General features: G+C 54.9%; 18 protein-coding genes and 1 riboswitch. Of the genes, 2 read left to right on the forward strand and 16 right to left on the reverse strand.

What is annotated here, in order from left to right:
• Positions 1–121 precede the first annotated feature (121 nt).
• A complete protein-coding gene (locus KNP79_RS10140; protein WP_215192251.1) occupies positions 122–1519 on the forward strand; it encodes a 6-phospho-beta-glucosidase in 1398 nt (465 codons plus the stop codon).
• 38 nt (positions 1520–1557) lie between these two features.
• On the opposite strand, the gene rbsB is transcribed toward KNP79_RS10140, so the two are convergent.
• The 7 genes from rbsB to KNP79_RS10175 all read right to left on the reverse strand — a co-directional run bounded on the left by rbsB (position 1558) and on the right by KNP79_RS10175 (position 7855).
• On the reverse strand, positions 1558–2469 hold the full coding sequence (gene rbsB / locus KNP79_RS10145; RefSeq protein ID WP_214753485.1) for a ribose ABC transporter substrate-binding protein RbsB: 912 nt from the start codon (positions 2467–2469) through the stop codon (positions 1558–1560).
• A gap of 22 nt (positions 2470–2491) precedes the next feature.
• The gene (locus KNP79_RS10150; protein ID WP_034779589.1) at positions 2492–3457 is read right to left on the reverse strand and encodes an ABC transporter permease subunit; all 966 of its coding nucleotides are present in this window, start codon (positions 3455–3457) and stop codon (positions 2492–2494) included.
• Position 3458: 1 nt separating this feature from the next.
• Entirely contained in the window at positions 3459–4937 is a 1479-nt protein-coding gene (locus tag KNP79_RS10155; protein WP_215192252.1) for a sugar ABC transporter ATP-binding protein, read from the reverse strand.
• Between the two features lie 11 nt (positions 4938–4948).
• Positions 4949–5338 (reverse strand): D-ribose pyranase, encoded by a 390-nt coding sequence (rbsD, locus tag KNP79_RS10160; RefSeq protein ID WP_215192254.1) that lies wholly within the window; start codon positions 5336–5338, stop codon positions 4949–4951.
• Entirely contained in the window at positions 5338–6222 is an 885-nt protein-coding gene (gene rbsK / locus KNP79_RS10165) for a ribokinase (protein WP_214823401.1), read from the reverse strand. The genes rbsD and rbsK overlap by 1 nt, the downstream gene beginning before the upstream one ends.
• Complete coding sequence (locus KNP79_RS10170) at positions 6219–7202, reverse strand: LacI family DNA-binding transcriptional regulator (RefSeq protein WP_034779598.1); 984 nt, start codon at positions 7200–7202, stop codon at positions 6219–6221. Before KNP79_RS10170 ends, rbsK begins: the two co-directional genes overlap by 4 nt.
• Before the next feature lie 101 nt (positions 7203–7303).
• Entirely contained in the window at positions 7304–7855 is a 552-nt protein-coding gene (locus KNP79_RS10175; protein ID WP_215192256.1) for a GNAT family N-acetyltransferase, read from the reverse strand.
• Between the two features lie 67 nt (positions 7856–7922).
• On the opposite strand from KNP79_RS10175, the gene KNP79_RS10180 reads away from it, so the two are divergent.
• Complete coding sequence (locus KNP79_RS10180) at positions 7923–8369, forward strand: DUF4385 domain-containing protein (RefSeq protein WP_138858638.1); 447 nt, start codon at positions 7923–7925, stop codon at positions 8367–8369.
• Here KNP79_RS10180 and KNP79_RS10185 read toward each other — a convergent pair whose 3' ends face one another.
• The 9 genes from KNP79_RS10185 to tenA form a co-directional block, all read right to left on the reverse strand.
• Positions 8370–8807 (reverse strand): GNAT family N-acetyltransferase, encoded by a 438-nt coding sequence (locus KNP79_RS10185; RefSeq protein WP_138858637.1) that lies wholly within the window; start codon positions 8805–8807, stop codon positions 8370–8372.
• Positions 8808–8895: 88 nt separating this feature from the next.
• The gene (locus tag KNP79_RS15730) at positions 8896–9162 is read right to left on the reverse strand and encodes an OsmC family protein (protein WP_251132942.1); all 267 of its coding nucleotides are present in this window, start codon (positions 9160–9162) and stop codon (positions 8896–8898) included.
• Positions 9122–9346: an OsmC family protein gene (locus KNP79_RS15735; protein ID WP_240731279.1), complete on the reverse strand. Its 225-nt coding sequence runs from the start codon at positions 9344–9346 to the stop codon at positions 9122–9124. Before KNP79_RS15735 ends, KNP79_RS15730 begins: the two co-directional genes overlap by 41 nt.
• A gap of 45 nt (positions 9347–9391) precedes the next feature.
• The gene (locus KNP79_RS15740; protein ID WP_371743430.1) at positions 9392–9793 is read right to left on the reverse strand and encodes a GGDEF domain-containing protein; all 402 of its coding nucleotides are present in this window, start codon (positions 9791–9793) and stop codon (positions 9392–9394) included.
• A gap of 544 nt (positions 9794–10337) precedes the next feature.
• Entirely contained in the window at positions 10338–10970 is a 633-nt protein-coding gene (locus KNP79_RS10200) for an SDR family oxidoreductase (protein WP_034779608.1), read from the reverse strand.
• A gap of 23 nt (positions 10971–10993) precedes the next feature.
• Entirely contained in the window at positions 10994–11632 is a 639-nt protein-coding gene (gene thiE / locus KNP79_RS10205) for a thiamine phosphate synthase (RefSeq protein WP_215192258.1), read from the reverse strand.
• Positions 11604–12440: a bifunctional hydroxymethylpyrimidine kinase/phosphomethylpyrimidine kinase gene (gene thiD / locus KNP79_RS10210; protein WP_215192260.1), complete on the reverse strand. Its 837-nt coding sequence runs from the start codon at positions 12438–12440 to the stop codon at positions 11604–11606. The genes thiE and thiD overlap by 29 nt, the downstream gene beginning before the upstream one ends.
• Positions 12440–13228, reverse strand: a complete 789-nt coding sequence (gene thiM / locus KNP79_RS10215; protein WP_214753465.1) for a hydroxyethylthiazole kinase — start codon at positions 13226–13228, stop codon at positions 12440–12442. The genes thiD and thiM overlap by 1 nt, the downstream gene beginning before the upstream one ends.
• A complete protein-coding gene (tenA, locus tag KNP79_RS10220) occupies positions 13225–13899 on the reverse strand; it encodes a thiaminase II (protein ID WP_214796513.1) in 675 nt (224 codons plus the stop codon). Before tenA ends, thiM begins: the two co-directional genes overlap by 4 nt.
• Before the next feature lie 82 nt (positions 13900–13981).
• Positions 13982–14086: riboswitch (TPP riboswitch) on the reverse strand.
• Positions 14087–14116: the final 30 nt, after the last annotated feature.

Here is a 14116-nt window from a genome sequence, read left to right on the forward strand (position 1 = left end):
AAATCTATTGTGTTCATTTTTCTATATTTTATACTGAATGAGAAATGAGAAGATACATCCAGCGCCGATATTCATTTACACATCCAAGACTATTTTGTGAACAAACGAGGAGGAGATTGGAATGACAACGGGAATCAAGCTCGTCACCATCGGGGGCGGCAGCAGCTACACACCAGAATTGATGGAAGGGTTCATCAAGCGTTACGAAGAGTTACCGATTCGTGAGATTTGGCTCGTCGATATCGAGGCCGGCCAAGACAAACTCGACATCGTCGGACAGATGGCGCAGCGGATGTGGGACGCTTCTCCGTATGACGTCAAAGTACATCTGACGCTCGACCGTCGAGAAGCGTTACAAGATGCCGACTTTGTCACGACACAGTTCCGTGTCGGTTTGCTCGACGCCCGCATCAAAGACGAACGGATTCCGCTCTCGTACGGCATGGTCGGCCAAGAGACGAACGGGGCCGGCGGCATCTTGAAGGCGTTCCGGACCATTCCGGTCATCCTTGATATCGTCGAAGATATGAAACAGCTCTGTCCGGACGCCTGGCTCGTCAACTTCACGAACCCGAGCGGAATGGTGACCGACGCGGTCATCCGGTACGGCAAATGGGACAAAGTCATCGGACTGTGCAACGTGCCGGTCAATGCGATGATGGCTGAACCTGAGCTGATCGGCAAGAAGCCAGAGGACTTGATCTATTCGTTTGCCGGGTTGAACCATTTCCACTGGCACCGCGTCCACGACGTGAGCGGACAAGACGTGACACGTGACATCATCGACAAGATGTACGACGGCGATTCGGGGATTCCCGCCAACATTCACGACATGCCGTTCTTCCAAGAACAACTGCAACAGATGAACATGATCCCTTGCGGCTATCACCGGTATTACTATCGTGCCGAGGAAATGCTCGCCCACATGCTCGAGGAATATCGGGACCCGGCCGTCGGCACGCGGGCCGAGCAAGTGAAGCAGACGGAAGCAGAGCTATTCGAGCTGTACAAAGACCCGAACCTCGACCATAAACCGGAGCAACTGTCTAAACGCGGCGGTGCTCACTATTCGGACGCGGCGTGTGAGACGATCGCCTCGATTTACGCCAATAAGAATACACACATCGTCGTCTCGACGAAGAACAACGGGGCCGTCCCTGACCTCGCTCCAGACGATGTCGTCGAAGTGTCCGCCTATATCGGTGCGACCGGCGCGAAACCAATCGCATTCGGAACTCTCGCCCCGGCTGAAAAAGGATGGCTCCAAGTCATGAAGAACATGGAGCTGTGCGTCGAAGAAGCGGCCGTGACCGGTGACTACGGGCTCGCCCTTCAAGCGTTCATCATCAATCCGCTTATCCCGAGCGGCGAGACTGCGAAACGGGTGCTCGATGAACTGCTCATCGCCCATAAAGATTACTTGCCTCAGTTCGCCGATAAAATCGCCGAACTCGAAGCGAGCGGCGTCACGATCAAAGACGAAGTCGTTCAAGCGCTCCGCCCGATTCAACAAGCATAAAAACAGCCGACGCACCTCGAATGCGTCGGCTGTACTCATTATTTGATCAATTCGAGGTCGACCGGGATGTTCTCTTCCACTGTCTCCCCTTTTAAGTAGTTCACAGCAGCTTCGACACCGAGCTTTCCGATTTCGGTCGGTTTTTGCGCGACCGTCGCAGCCATCGTGCCTTCTTCGACCGCCTTGACCGCATCGTCCGTCGCATCAAAGCCGATGACTTTGACGTCTTTCAATCCTGCACTGCTTAACGCCTGCACCGCACCAAGCGCCATCTCATCGTTATGAGCGAATACGGCGACGATGTCTTTGTTGTCTTGGAGGATGTTTTCCATGACCGTCAACCCTTGGGCCCGGTCAAAGTTAGCCGACTGTTTGGCAACGACGTCAAGTTTTCCGTCAATCGCTTCGTTGAACCCTTGACCACGGTCACGCGTGGCTGACGCTCCTGGAATGCCTTCGAGCTCGACGACTTTCCCGCCTTCACCGACGAGTTCGACCATATATTCACCTGCGAGCTTCCCACCAGCGACGTTATCTGACGCTACGTGCGCGACCACGTCGCCTGACTCGGCGTTACGGTCGACTGTGATGACCGGGATTCCGGCATCGTTCGCACTTTGAACGGCCGCGCCGACTGCTTCTGAATCCGTTGGGTTGATGAGAATCAAGTCCATCCCTTTTTGAATCATGTCTTCGACGTCACTCACTTGTTTGGCCGCATCGTTTTGCGCATCGGCAACTGTAAGTGTCGCATCGAGTTCAGTTGCTTGCTCTTCCGCACCGTCTTTCAACGCGACGAAGAACGGGTTGTTTAGTGTGGAAATCGAGAGCCCGATTTTGAAGTCCCCGTCTTTTGTCTCTTGCTCCGAACTTGTCCCCGGTTGTTCCGTCGAACAAGCCGCCATGACGACCATTGTCAATACGAGTAGCCAAGCTGTCCATTTTTTCATCTTCCGTTTCCCCTTTCGATGTTTACGCGTTTTGTTTTCGATCGAGCAATACCGCGAACAAAATCACGGCCCCTTTGACGACGAGTTGGAAAAATGACGAGACGCCAAGAAGGTTCAAGCCGTTGTTCAACGTTCCGATAATGAGCGCCCCGATGAGCGTCCCGACAATCCAGCCACGTCCTCCGGCAAGACTCGTTCCCCCGAGAACGACGGCCGCGATGGCGTCAAGTTCATACGACGTCCCGGCCGTCGGTTGGGCCGAGTTGAGACGCGATGTTAAAATGATGCCGGCGAGTGCCGCTAACGTACCCGACAACGAGTAAATCAAGACTTTGACTTTATTGACCCCGATGCCCATCAGTTTGGCAGCTTCCTCGTTGCCGCCAATCGCGTACGTGTGACGACCGAACGTCGTCTTTTTCAAAATGAAGTACAACACACCGAAAGCAATCAACATCGTCACGGCTGGCACTGGGATGATCCAGAAGTAACCGCGTCCGAGCATCTCGAACCATGTAGAGTCGCCTAGACCGGTAATCGGACGACCGTCCGTATAGACGAGCGTCAACCCCCGGTAAATCGTCATCGTCGCCAATGTCGCGATGAACGGCGCGACTTTTCCGTACGTGATGACGGCACCGTTGAACGCACCGAGCACAGCTCCGGCAATTAATCCGAGCGCGATCGCCATGACCGCATGTTGCCCATCGACCATCATGCCCGCAACGAAAGCTGACGAGAGCGCCAGAATCGAACCGACCGACAAGTCGATGCCGCCTGTCAAAATGACGAACGTCATCCCGAACGCGATCAACGCATTGATCGAGACTTGGCGTAATACGTTAAAGATGTTGTTCAATGAGAGAAAACCTGGCTCGAGCGCCGTCACCACAACGATGATGGCGAGCAGACCGAACAACGGCCCAAGTTTTTGCCCCCAACCGAGCTTTTGCGGTCGCCCTAATGCAGTCGCTGCTTTCAATTCCATATCATTGTCCTCCTGTCGCATATGTCATGACTTTTTCTTGCGTCGCCTCGTCTTTCGTTAACGTCCCCGTGACGACGCCTTCTCGCATGACGACAATCCGATCACTCATCCCGAGCACTTCGGGTAAATCGGATGAGACCATGATGATGGTGACACCCGATTCGGCCAGCTCACTCATGATCGTATAGATCTCTTTCTTCGCCCCGACATCAACGCCTCGTGTCGGCTCGTCAAGAATGAGCACGTCGGGCTCGGCGCCGAGCCATTTCCCAAGGACGACTTTTTGTTGGTTCCCGCCCGAGAGCGACTTCACTTTTTGTTCCATCGAATGGTGCTTGACGCGCAGTTTTTTCAAATAACCGTCCGCGAACTGCTCCTCTGCTTGGCGTGAGATGATCGTTCCTTTCGCCCGTTTATCGAGCGTCGGCAACGACAGATTTTCGCGCAATGAGAAATCGAGGAGCAACCCCTCGCCTTTTCGGTCTTCCGTCAAGAAGGCGATGCCGTGTCGAATGGCATCGACCGGCTGTTTGATTCGGATTTCGGTGCCCTTCAATTTGACGACTCCGCCCTTGGCCCGGTCGGCCCCGAACAAGGCGCGCATCACTTCGGTGCGTCCGGCTCCCATGAGTCCCGAGAAACCGACGATTTCACCGGCCCGAACATCGAACGAGACATTGTGGAACCGGTTACCTATCAATCCATCGACTTCAAGGACGACGTCTCCGATGGTCGCGTTGCGATCCGGATACCGTTCGCCAATCTCACGTCCGACCATTTCTTTCACGATTTCTTCAAACGACGTCTCGGCGATGCGGTGTGTCCCGATCGATACGCCGTCGCGGAGGACGGTGATGCGGTCGCATAGTTCAAAAATCTCTTCCATCCGGTGCGAGATATAAATGATGGATACGCCTTGGTCACGCAGCGCCCGCGAAACCGAGAATAGCGCCCGAATCTCTCGGTCGGTCAAGGCGGCGGTCGGTTCGTCCATGACGATGACTTTCGCATCCGTCATGAGCGCCTTCGCGATCTCGATCATCTGTTGTTGTCCGACAGATAATTGTTTGGCAAGCTGATCGACTTCCATGAACACGTTCAGTTCCGCTAAGTACTCGCGTGCCCGTCGCTTCATCTCTTGCTGCTTGATGACACCGAATGGACCGGTCAATTCCCGTCCGAGAAACAAGTTTTCCATCACGGTCAGCTCCGGTAGTATGTTCAGCTCTTGATGGATGAACGCGATGCCAGCGCGCTCGGCTTCTTTTGGATGTTTGAACTGCCGGACGGCCCCATCGATGACGACTTCGCCTTCATCGAGCGGATGAAGCCCGGTCATGACCTTCATGAGTGTCGATTTACCGGCCCCGTTTTCTCCCATCAATGCATGAATTTCGCCAGGTAACAATTCGAAGTCGACGCCTTTCAATACACTGACCGGACCGAACGACTTATGGATGCGCTTCAACTGGATGTGCATCGAACCCCTCCTTAAAAGATGACACCGGCATGTAAAATGACGTTCGCATACGGAGTCGCTTCGCCTGTCCGAATAACGACTTTCGCTTGTTCGACCTCACGCTTGAACACCTCGTGCGAGCACGTCTTCACCGTATCGAACCGTTCGGTCAACGCTTTGGCGATCGGTTCGTTCTCCGTGAACACCTCATCGGCTACGGTGATTTGTTCGATGACCATGTCCGCCTCAACGGCATCTAATACATCGAGGAACGACGGTTCACCAAGACGAAGCGCCAAATCGACTCGCGCCACGCCTTTTGGAATCGGTAGTCCACAGTCCGCGATGACAACCGTGTCCGTATGACCCAAGTCGGCAAAGATTTTCGTCAAATGGCTATTCAAAATCCCATGTTTCTTCATCACACTCGCTCCAATCGTTTCATGACGTCATCTCGGTTCGGCATGCCGCCTTGGGCCCCGAACCCTTCCACGCTCAATCCTGAAGCGACAACGGCGAAGCGTACCGCTTCACGTAATTCGCTTCCTTCCATCAGGGCGGCTGCGAGGGCGCCGTTGAACGTATCCCCTGCCCCCGTCGTATCGACGACATCGGCTTGAATGGCTGGAACGTGCTGAATCGTCTCGCCATCAAAGAAGCGGACGCCGTTGACCCCTTCGGTCACAATCAGTTTGTTCGGATAGCGACGCAATACGTCTTCAAGCGAGACATCGCCGAACAAGTCACGGCACTCATGCTCGTTCGGTGTCACGTATGTCACGTTCGCAAGCAATGTCTCCGTGAGCACTTGTGACGGCGCTGGGTTCAGTAGAACCGGGATGTTGCGGGATCGACAGTACGCACTCACTTGTTCCACCGTCGCGATCGGGATTTCGAGCTGGAGCAAGACGAACGTTTCTTCATCGAGCAATTGTTCGAGCTCTGTTTCTGTAAAACGCACGTGTTTGTTTGCCGACTGGACGACGACGATTGAGTTATCCCCTTCGGCGAGCACGATGTGCGCCGTCCCGGTCACTTCATTGTCGATAGTTCGTAAGTGAGATGTCCCGACTCCGTTTAGGTCAAAGTTTTGTCGGATGCGTTGGCCGAACTCATCGGACCCGATACAACCGACCATCTCGACTCGTCCTCCGAGTCGGGCGGCAGCCACCGCTTGGTTGGCCCCTTTTCCGCCGGGTACCGTTTGGAACGTCTGTCCGATGACGGTCTCTCCTGCCTGTGGACGTTTATCTGTCGTGACAACTAAATCCATCGATACACTCCCGATGACCACAATTCGGCTCATGTGTCATGCCCCTTTCGTTTCGTCGTCTGTCGTTCCGTCAACGTGACGGGTAACAAGATTTCTTTTGTCATCGTCTCTTTCTTTTCAATCAAATCAAGGAGTCGCTCGGTCGCACGGCGACCCATCTCATAAATCGGTTGCGCGATCGTCGTGAGCGGCGGCGATGTCATCTCACCGAGCTCGATTCCATCGTAGCCGATGATTTGCAAGTCTTCCGGCACACGCACGTTTCGACGCAATGCTTCCTGCAACACGGCGGCGGCAATGACGTCATTGGCGGCGAACACCCCATCGAACGGCCAATGTTCGTCAAACAGCATCTGTGCCGCTGTGAGCGCTTCTTTGAACGCGAAGCTAGAATGTGTCATCCCGACGAGCCGGTCGCCCGCCACATCAAGAAAACCGTCGGTCCGCCGTTTCACCGTTTGAAGATTCTCTGGACCCCCGATATGGGCCAGCCTCGTCGCACCACAGCTCAACAGCGTCTCCGCTGCGAGCCGCCCGCCTTCATACCCATCCGAAATGACGGCATCGATCCCAGATTTGACGATGCGGTCGAGTGCGACCATCGGCAGTTCTAATTTTTCATAATTCGGATTGTCCGAATGGTTCGTCGTGATGATCAGCCCGTCGACATGCATCGTCTGGAGCGCGACCAAATATGTCTGTTCTTTCGCCAGTTGTTCGTCTGTGTTGCACAGGACGACTTGATAGCCGTGTTGATTCGCCACATCTTCGATCGCTCGGGCCAGTTGTGGGAAGAACGGGTTCGTGATATCCGGCATAATCAAGCCGATCAAACCCGATGTTTTTGTGAACAAAGAACGAGCGACTCGGTTCGGCGCGTAGTCGAGTTCGGCGATGGCCCGTTCGACGGCTTCCCGCGCCTCTGCGCTCACATAACCGTTGTTGTTCATGACACGGGACACGGTCGCGACAGAAACGTTCGCCCGTTTGGCCACTTGTTTGATTGTCGCCATCTCGGCCCCTCCTTCTTTGGTAACGCTTACAAAACCATCATAATGTGTAACCGGTTACATATCAAGTGTTAATTTTCCGGCATCCAAAAACGCCCGGCTCATCATTGAGCCCGGCGTTCCTCATACTCGTCTTTCGTCACGACGTAAATGAGGCTCTGCACAGTGCGCCCATCCAAGCGCGTCAACTGTTGGGATGTCGTGAACGCGTACGTGAAGCCTGTCTTCTCGACGACGCGGCGCGACTGGTCGTTGAAGTCGAAATGACCGCACCAGATGCGTTCAAGTCCGAGGTCGTCAAAACCGTGCCGCATCACTTCGTGGACGGCCTCCGGGATGTACCCTTGCCCCCAATGGTCCGGGCTGAGAACATACCCAATCTCGCGCTGCCGGTCATGCTGAATCTCAGGGTCCGGTCGGCGGTCGTGCAACCCGAGGCTGCCGATCACCTCACCTGTCTTTTTCAGTGTGATGGCCCAGACGTCTTGGTCTTGTTGGAACAGTTGGATGACGTCACGCGTCTCCTCGACCGACTGGTGCGGCGCCCAGCCCGCTTTCGGTCCGACCCGCTCGTCTTTTGCATAGTGAAACATCTGTTCAGCGTCCTCGAGCTGAAACGCCCGCAACCGGAGCCGGTCTGTATCAAGTTGAATCATCTTGTTCTTCCTTTCTGTCGTTTCCCTCGGATTCGTTCCGGGAATGAATCCATGAGGAGGGATGACGATGCCATTTGATTATGATTTAGATTTTGAAACGATTGATTTCCGCGAACACCCCGAGCTGTATCGGGTCGGACGCGGCGAGCAAGGCGTCCTGCTCGTCGAACCGTATAAAAGTGAAATTCTCCCCCATTGGCGCTTCAAGACGCCTGACATCGCCAAACAGTCCGCCGATGAAATCATGGAGCTATTCGAAAAATACCGGGCCAACGATGATTTCGTCGGAATGGATATGGCCCGCAAATTCATCCAGATGGGCTATACCCGGGCGAGACGTTACGCCAACTATAAAGGTGGACGAAAATATAAGGACGACGGCGATCTCCACGACCGACAAATCGACGAGGAGAAAGCGGAATCGGCCCGCATCTTCAAAGAGCGATGGGACCAGCTTCGGGCGGACGAGGACTATTTGAAGCGAAAGAAAGCCCATCAGAAACAGTACGGCTGATTATCGGGTCATGACGAGAAAACGGGTCGCCCCTTTTTCAAACGAAGTGACCCGTCGAAACCCGAGCTGCTCATAGAGATGGATGGCCCGCTCATTGAACGCGGCCACCGTCAACCGGAGCGGTTTGCCTTCGTGCGCCGCTTCTTGCATCACCAACCGGACGAACGTACGCCCGTGTCCCCGTCCCGTTCGATCCGGGCGCATGCCGAGCCCGAGGTCGACGCATGTGTCATCGTAGACGTATGTATCGTTCGGCACTTGTGCGTACGTGCCGAGACAATAGAAACCGATCAACGCCTCGTCATGGACGACCTGATACGCCATCAGTTCATCCAGCCCTTCCGCTGAAGCTTCTTGGTTATAGAAATCATACGGTGCCTCGTACGTCCACGCTTGAATCGCGCGGGCGTCTTGCTGTGTCATCGGGCGAATATCCATGACAACCTCCTTTCTCACGTCTCTTTTTGTTCGTGCTCGTCGGCAAACATTCCTGTCTACATCAAAAAAAGGATGGGTCGCCCCATCCTCACTTCCGTGTCCACGTCGCCGTGATGTCGACGTTGGCCGCATGCATTAAATTGTGGATTGGACAACGAGCCTCAACGCCTTTTTGGAGCGCCGCAATCCGTTCATCCGATTCGGTCGTATCGAGGACGATGTTGACGTGTACTTTCTCAAAATACGTCCGTACTCCTTCAACGCCTTGGAAGCCGCGCGGGTCGAGCGTTCCTTCGGTCACGAACGTCACCCCGTCATAGTTGAAATCTTGGTCTTGCGCCACGTAGGCAATCATGATTGTCGTACACGACGACAACGCCCCCAAGCAAATATTCGAGCGGGTTCGGACCGGCGTCCGTCCCGCCGAGACGTTCCGGTTCATCGACGACGAACGGTTCGAGGTCACGCACATGCACCGTCGTCTTCACACTCGTCGCTTCCCCTTCGGCTCGCATCGTCACTAACGGTTTTTCAGTCATATTGTCTCCTCCTCTATCAAATTGCCATCTTCATTCTCGTTCCCGTTATTTCGGTCCGTGTAACACCTCGTCATAAATCGCATAGTCGTTTTTACCGTGTTGCTTGATTTGATACATCGCCTGATCAGCTTTATGGATGAGCGTGTCCAAGTCCTCCCCTTGATCCGGTGCGACACTGACCCCGATGCTCGCTCGAATCGGAATCGTCTCATGTCCAAGCCGGAACGGTCGCTCCGTCAGCAGCGACTGCAAGCGCTCGACGAACGCAACGATGTCATCTGCATCGACGTTCGGCACATACATATAGAACTCATCCCCGCCGACGCGCGAGGCCAGTCCCGCTTCCGGCGTCGCCATCTCAAGCAACTCACCGAGATGAATGAGAAAATCATCGCCGACTTGATGGCCGTACGTGTCGTTGATTCCTTTAAAGCCGTCGAGGTCGATGACGACAAGCGCAGGACACGATGATGCTCGAAGCGCTCGGACCGCTTAAGGGCATACATCAATAATAGAATCACAAGAAAATGAAACACGTTACCGACGGTCATCGTCGTCAAATAAGACGCGTTGAACTCAGGATAAATCCAGACACCGACTTGGTCGAAACGCTGACTGTTCAAGATGTTCTCTTGACGGATGAACGTCAACGCGACCGGGACGAGCGGCAAATAAATGGCATACGGATAAATCCATCTCGGTAACTTCGCCCCGACGCCCGTCACTTTGACAATGAAGTGGACCGAACAGACGAAAATCAAAATTCCGGCGTTACCGAACCAATACGTCAAGAGCAAGGTGACTCAATAGAAAAGCCGGAAGCAAGTAAACGGCCATATAGAGAAATAATGCGGTCATGGATAGACCCCTTTCTTCTAACAAATCCATCTCTTACTTTCTCTATCGGTCGAAGCGAATCCTTTGTCGAGTTCACGGACACATCCATACAAAAAGCGAGCGGAACCAAGTCCGCTCGCTGTCGTCATCTCGTTTATAATGTGTCCTCAATCGCCGTGTCACCTTTGACGAGGTCAATCGCTTGATTGTGGGCTGCGTCATGACCAATGAGATGTGCCAAGAAGGCCGCCACGTCTGCACGCGGAATCTCACCTGTCGAGACGTCGCCCGTCTTCACTTTGCCGGTGCCGGCGTCATCTGTGAGAGCGCCCGGACGGACGATCGTATACGTAAGCCCGCTCTCCTCGAGCAGACGATCCGCATGGTGCTTCGCCACATAATATGGTTTCATCTCTTCCGGCCATGCCGAACGATCTTCCGCTTTCAAGGCGCTCACCATGACGAACTGTTTAACATTCCCGTTCTTGGCAGCCTCGATGCTTTTCGCCGCGCCGTCAAGGTCAATCAGGAGCGTCTTGTCGGCTCCGGTGCTACCACCTGAACCGGCCGCGAAGACGACCACGTCCATGCCAGACATTGCTTGTTCAAGTGACGAGACGTCACCTTCGAGGTCGCCTAGGACGGCCTGATAGCCTTTTGATGTGAAGTCATCGAGTTGCTCTTGTTTTCGAACCATCGCCGTGACTTGGTGTTTCCCTTCCTCGTGCAATCGTTCCACGAGCTGTTTTCCAATCTGTCCATTCGCGCCTATTACAAATACGTTCATCTGTCTTCCTCCTCGATTTGAATTCAGAGACAAGCGAAACGCCGTGTGGCTATGGCCACATCCGGTGCAGAAGCGATGGCTGAGATGACGGCGACGCCGTCCGCCCCGTCGTTCCGAATCATCGGGACATGTTCCGGTAAAATGCCGCCAATCCCCACGATTGGCAGCTCTCGATACATGTCTCGGACTTGGCGGATGAGTGTCGTCCCGTTCACTGCCCCGGCATCTTCTTTCGAAGTCGTCGGGTAAATTGGGCCAATGCCTACATAATCCGCATGCTCGATGGCTGCTGCCGCTTCTTCGAGCGTGTGGACCGAGACACCGAGCCACTTATCTGGACCAATCCGCTCCCGAACGATTACGGCCTCGGCATCGTCTTGTCCGATATGCACGCCGTCCGCATCAATGCGCGCCGCCAGTTCGACATCGTCGTTGATGATGAACGGGACGTCGTACGAACGACAAAGTGCTTGCAGGGTCCTTGCCATCGCTTCTTTTTTATCCCCATACAGTGCCTCTTTACCTTTTTCACGAAATTGAAAACATGTCACGCCACATTGGAGTGCCATTTCGACCGTCCGTAACATGTCTTTCGTGTTCGGTGTCCCGCATACGAAGTAAAGCCGCAACTGTTCAGCGAGTGCCCGCCTTGATGGATTCAATCGTCACACCCTCCTCTCCATACGCCACATATGCCCAATGGTTCGTCGGTCCGTGTCCGGCGCCGATCTCGAGGCCATGGGTGATGGCGCTTTGAATGAACCGCTTCGCCGTCACCGCCGCCTCCATGATAGAACGACCTTTGGCAAGTTCCGCTGTAAGCGCCGCCGAAAATGTACAACCGGTACCGTGCGTATCGCTCGTCTGGATGCGCGGGGCCGAGAGAAGGAACACTTCCGACTCCATCATGATCAAGTCTTCGGCAGTTTCACCTTCGAGATGGCCGCCTTTTAAAATAACCGCGCGCACGCCGTACGCTAACATCCGCCGAGCCGCCTCGAGACGATCATTAAACGATCGAATCGTCAACCCGGTCAGCACTTCCGCTTCCGGCACGTTCGGTGTGACGACTGTCGCGAGTGGCAACAAGGAGGTCTTGAGCGCATCGACCGCCGTGTCCTGTAAAAGCGGGGCCCCTCCTTTCGCAATCATGACCGGGTCGACGACGAGTCGGTTGAAGACATGACGTTTCACCCCGGTAGCGACCGCCTCGATGCGCGCCGCATCAAATAACATCCCGGTCTTACATGCTGCGATCGAAAAGTCCGAACCGATTGCATCGAGTTGTTGCGTGATGAGTTCCGGCGACACCGCTTCGACCCCATGCACCCCGTGCGTATTTTGAGCGGTGACGGCCGTCAGAACGCTCGTCCCGAACACCTCTAGCTCTTGAAACGTCTTCAAATCGGCTTGGATTCCTGCTCCCCCGCCAGAGTCCGAACCGGCAATCGTCAATACTTGCGGCCGCATCATGACACCACCTCAATGCGGTCGCTCGGCAACTCGACGGCTGTCATCTTGCCGAGTTCATTCAAGAAATGAACGGGGAAGTCGCCCGGTCCATCCGCCAAAGCGGTAGCCAGTTCGCCGCACCGCGCATATCCGGCGAGCGCTGTCGCCGTGGCCGTCAACGCGTCGGATTCGACCGCAAGGAACGCACCGACGACCGCACTGAGTAAACAACCGGTCCCTGTCGTCCGGGCCATTGCTGCGGTGCCGCCTTTGATTTCAATCGTCGCGTCCCCGTCGCTGACGACATCCGTCTCTCCGGTCACGGCAACGACACAGTTGTAGCGTCGTGCCGCCGCGCGTGCGATGTGATTCAAATCAACCCGCGTTTCCCCAGCGTCCACGCCGCGCGCCGCCGCGTCGAGACCAATCAATGTCGCGATTTCTCCGGCATTGCCTCGGATGACCGTCACGCGGACGTGTTGCAAAATGGATGTAGCGACGTCACGTCGAAACGCGGTCGCCCCGACACCGACCGGATCGAAGACGACCGGCCGGCTCGATTCATTCGCCGCCTGTCCGGCTCGAATCATCGTACGTTCCGTCGTCGCATCGAGTGTGCCGATATTGAGTACGAGCGCATCGCTCGCAGACGCCATGTCCGCGACTTCTTCGACGGCTGACGCCATCACCGGCGCAGCGCCGATGGCGAGCAACCCGTTCGCCGAAAAGTTAGCGACGACGATATTCGTAATGTTATGGATGAGTGGCCGTTCGGCTCTGACTTTGTCCCATAAGTCGCGCTTCATCGTGTCACCCCCGCCGGTAAATCCCACGACTCGAGCGTCCACGCCATTTCCCAAAACGCATGCTCATAATAACAACTCTTCAAGAACAGCTGTTGATACCGGACCCGTTCTTCCGCTGTCGCTTGTCCGGCGAGCACGTCGAGCCGTTCAAGCTGTTCCTCGACGAGATCGCGGAACCATTCCGAACCGTACGTCGCAATCCACGTCGCATAAATCGGATGATCGGGTGTCGCATCTTTTAATCGCTCCCCGATCTCATAATAGACCCAGTAGCACGGCAAAATCGACGCGAGCACATCACCGAGCGTCGGACCGGCCTGTTGCATATGGAGCGCATAGGCGTAAGCCGTCGGGGCCGGCTCAAACGTCGCCCACTCCGCCTCCGTCACGTTGAGCAAGGTGAAAAACTCACGGTGCAACGCATGCTCCGCTTCAATCGTATGAAGCGCGTGCGTCAAAAAGCGGCTCGCTACTTCCATGTTCGGGGCGAGGGTCGCGCCTTTCGCCTGCACTTTGGAGAACTGGTTCAAATAATATGAGTCTTGCATGACGTAATGCCGAAATTTCGCCTCGTCGAGTTCACCCGTTCCGAGCTCGCGGACGAACGGATGGTCAAAGCTGGCTTGAAACAAGGCATCGGCCTCTTGTCGAAGATGTGCGGTGAATGTCATTCATGTCTCCTCCTTTGTTATAAAAAAAGACGCCGCCTCCCATAACGGAAGCGGCGTCGGATTTACACAAAGTGTACGAGAACAATCGGTTCGCCCACTTCCCTACGCTAGCGTGAACTAGATCAGGTTCAAAGGGTCTGGACCTCGTCCATCTCAGCCGCGTCACGCGACTCCCCTAGTGGTAAACATTATGAAATTCGGTCGTCTACGACCACAT

It is taken from the genome of Exiguobacterium sp. s7, assembly GCF_018618195.1.
Classification (GTDB): Bacteria; Bacillota; Bacilli; order Exiguobacteriales; family Exiguobacteriaceae; genus Exiguobacterium; species Exiguobacterium mexicanum_A.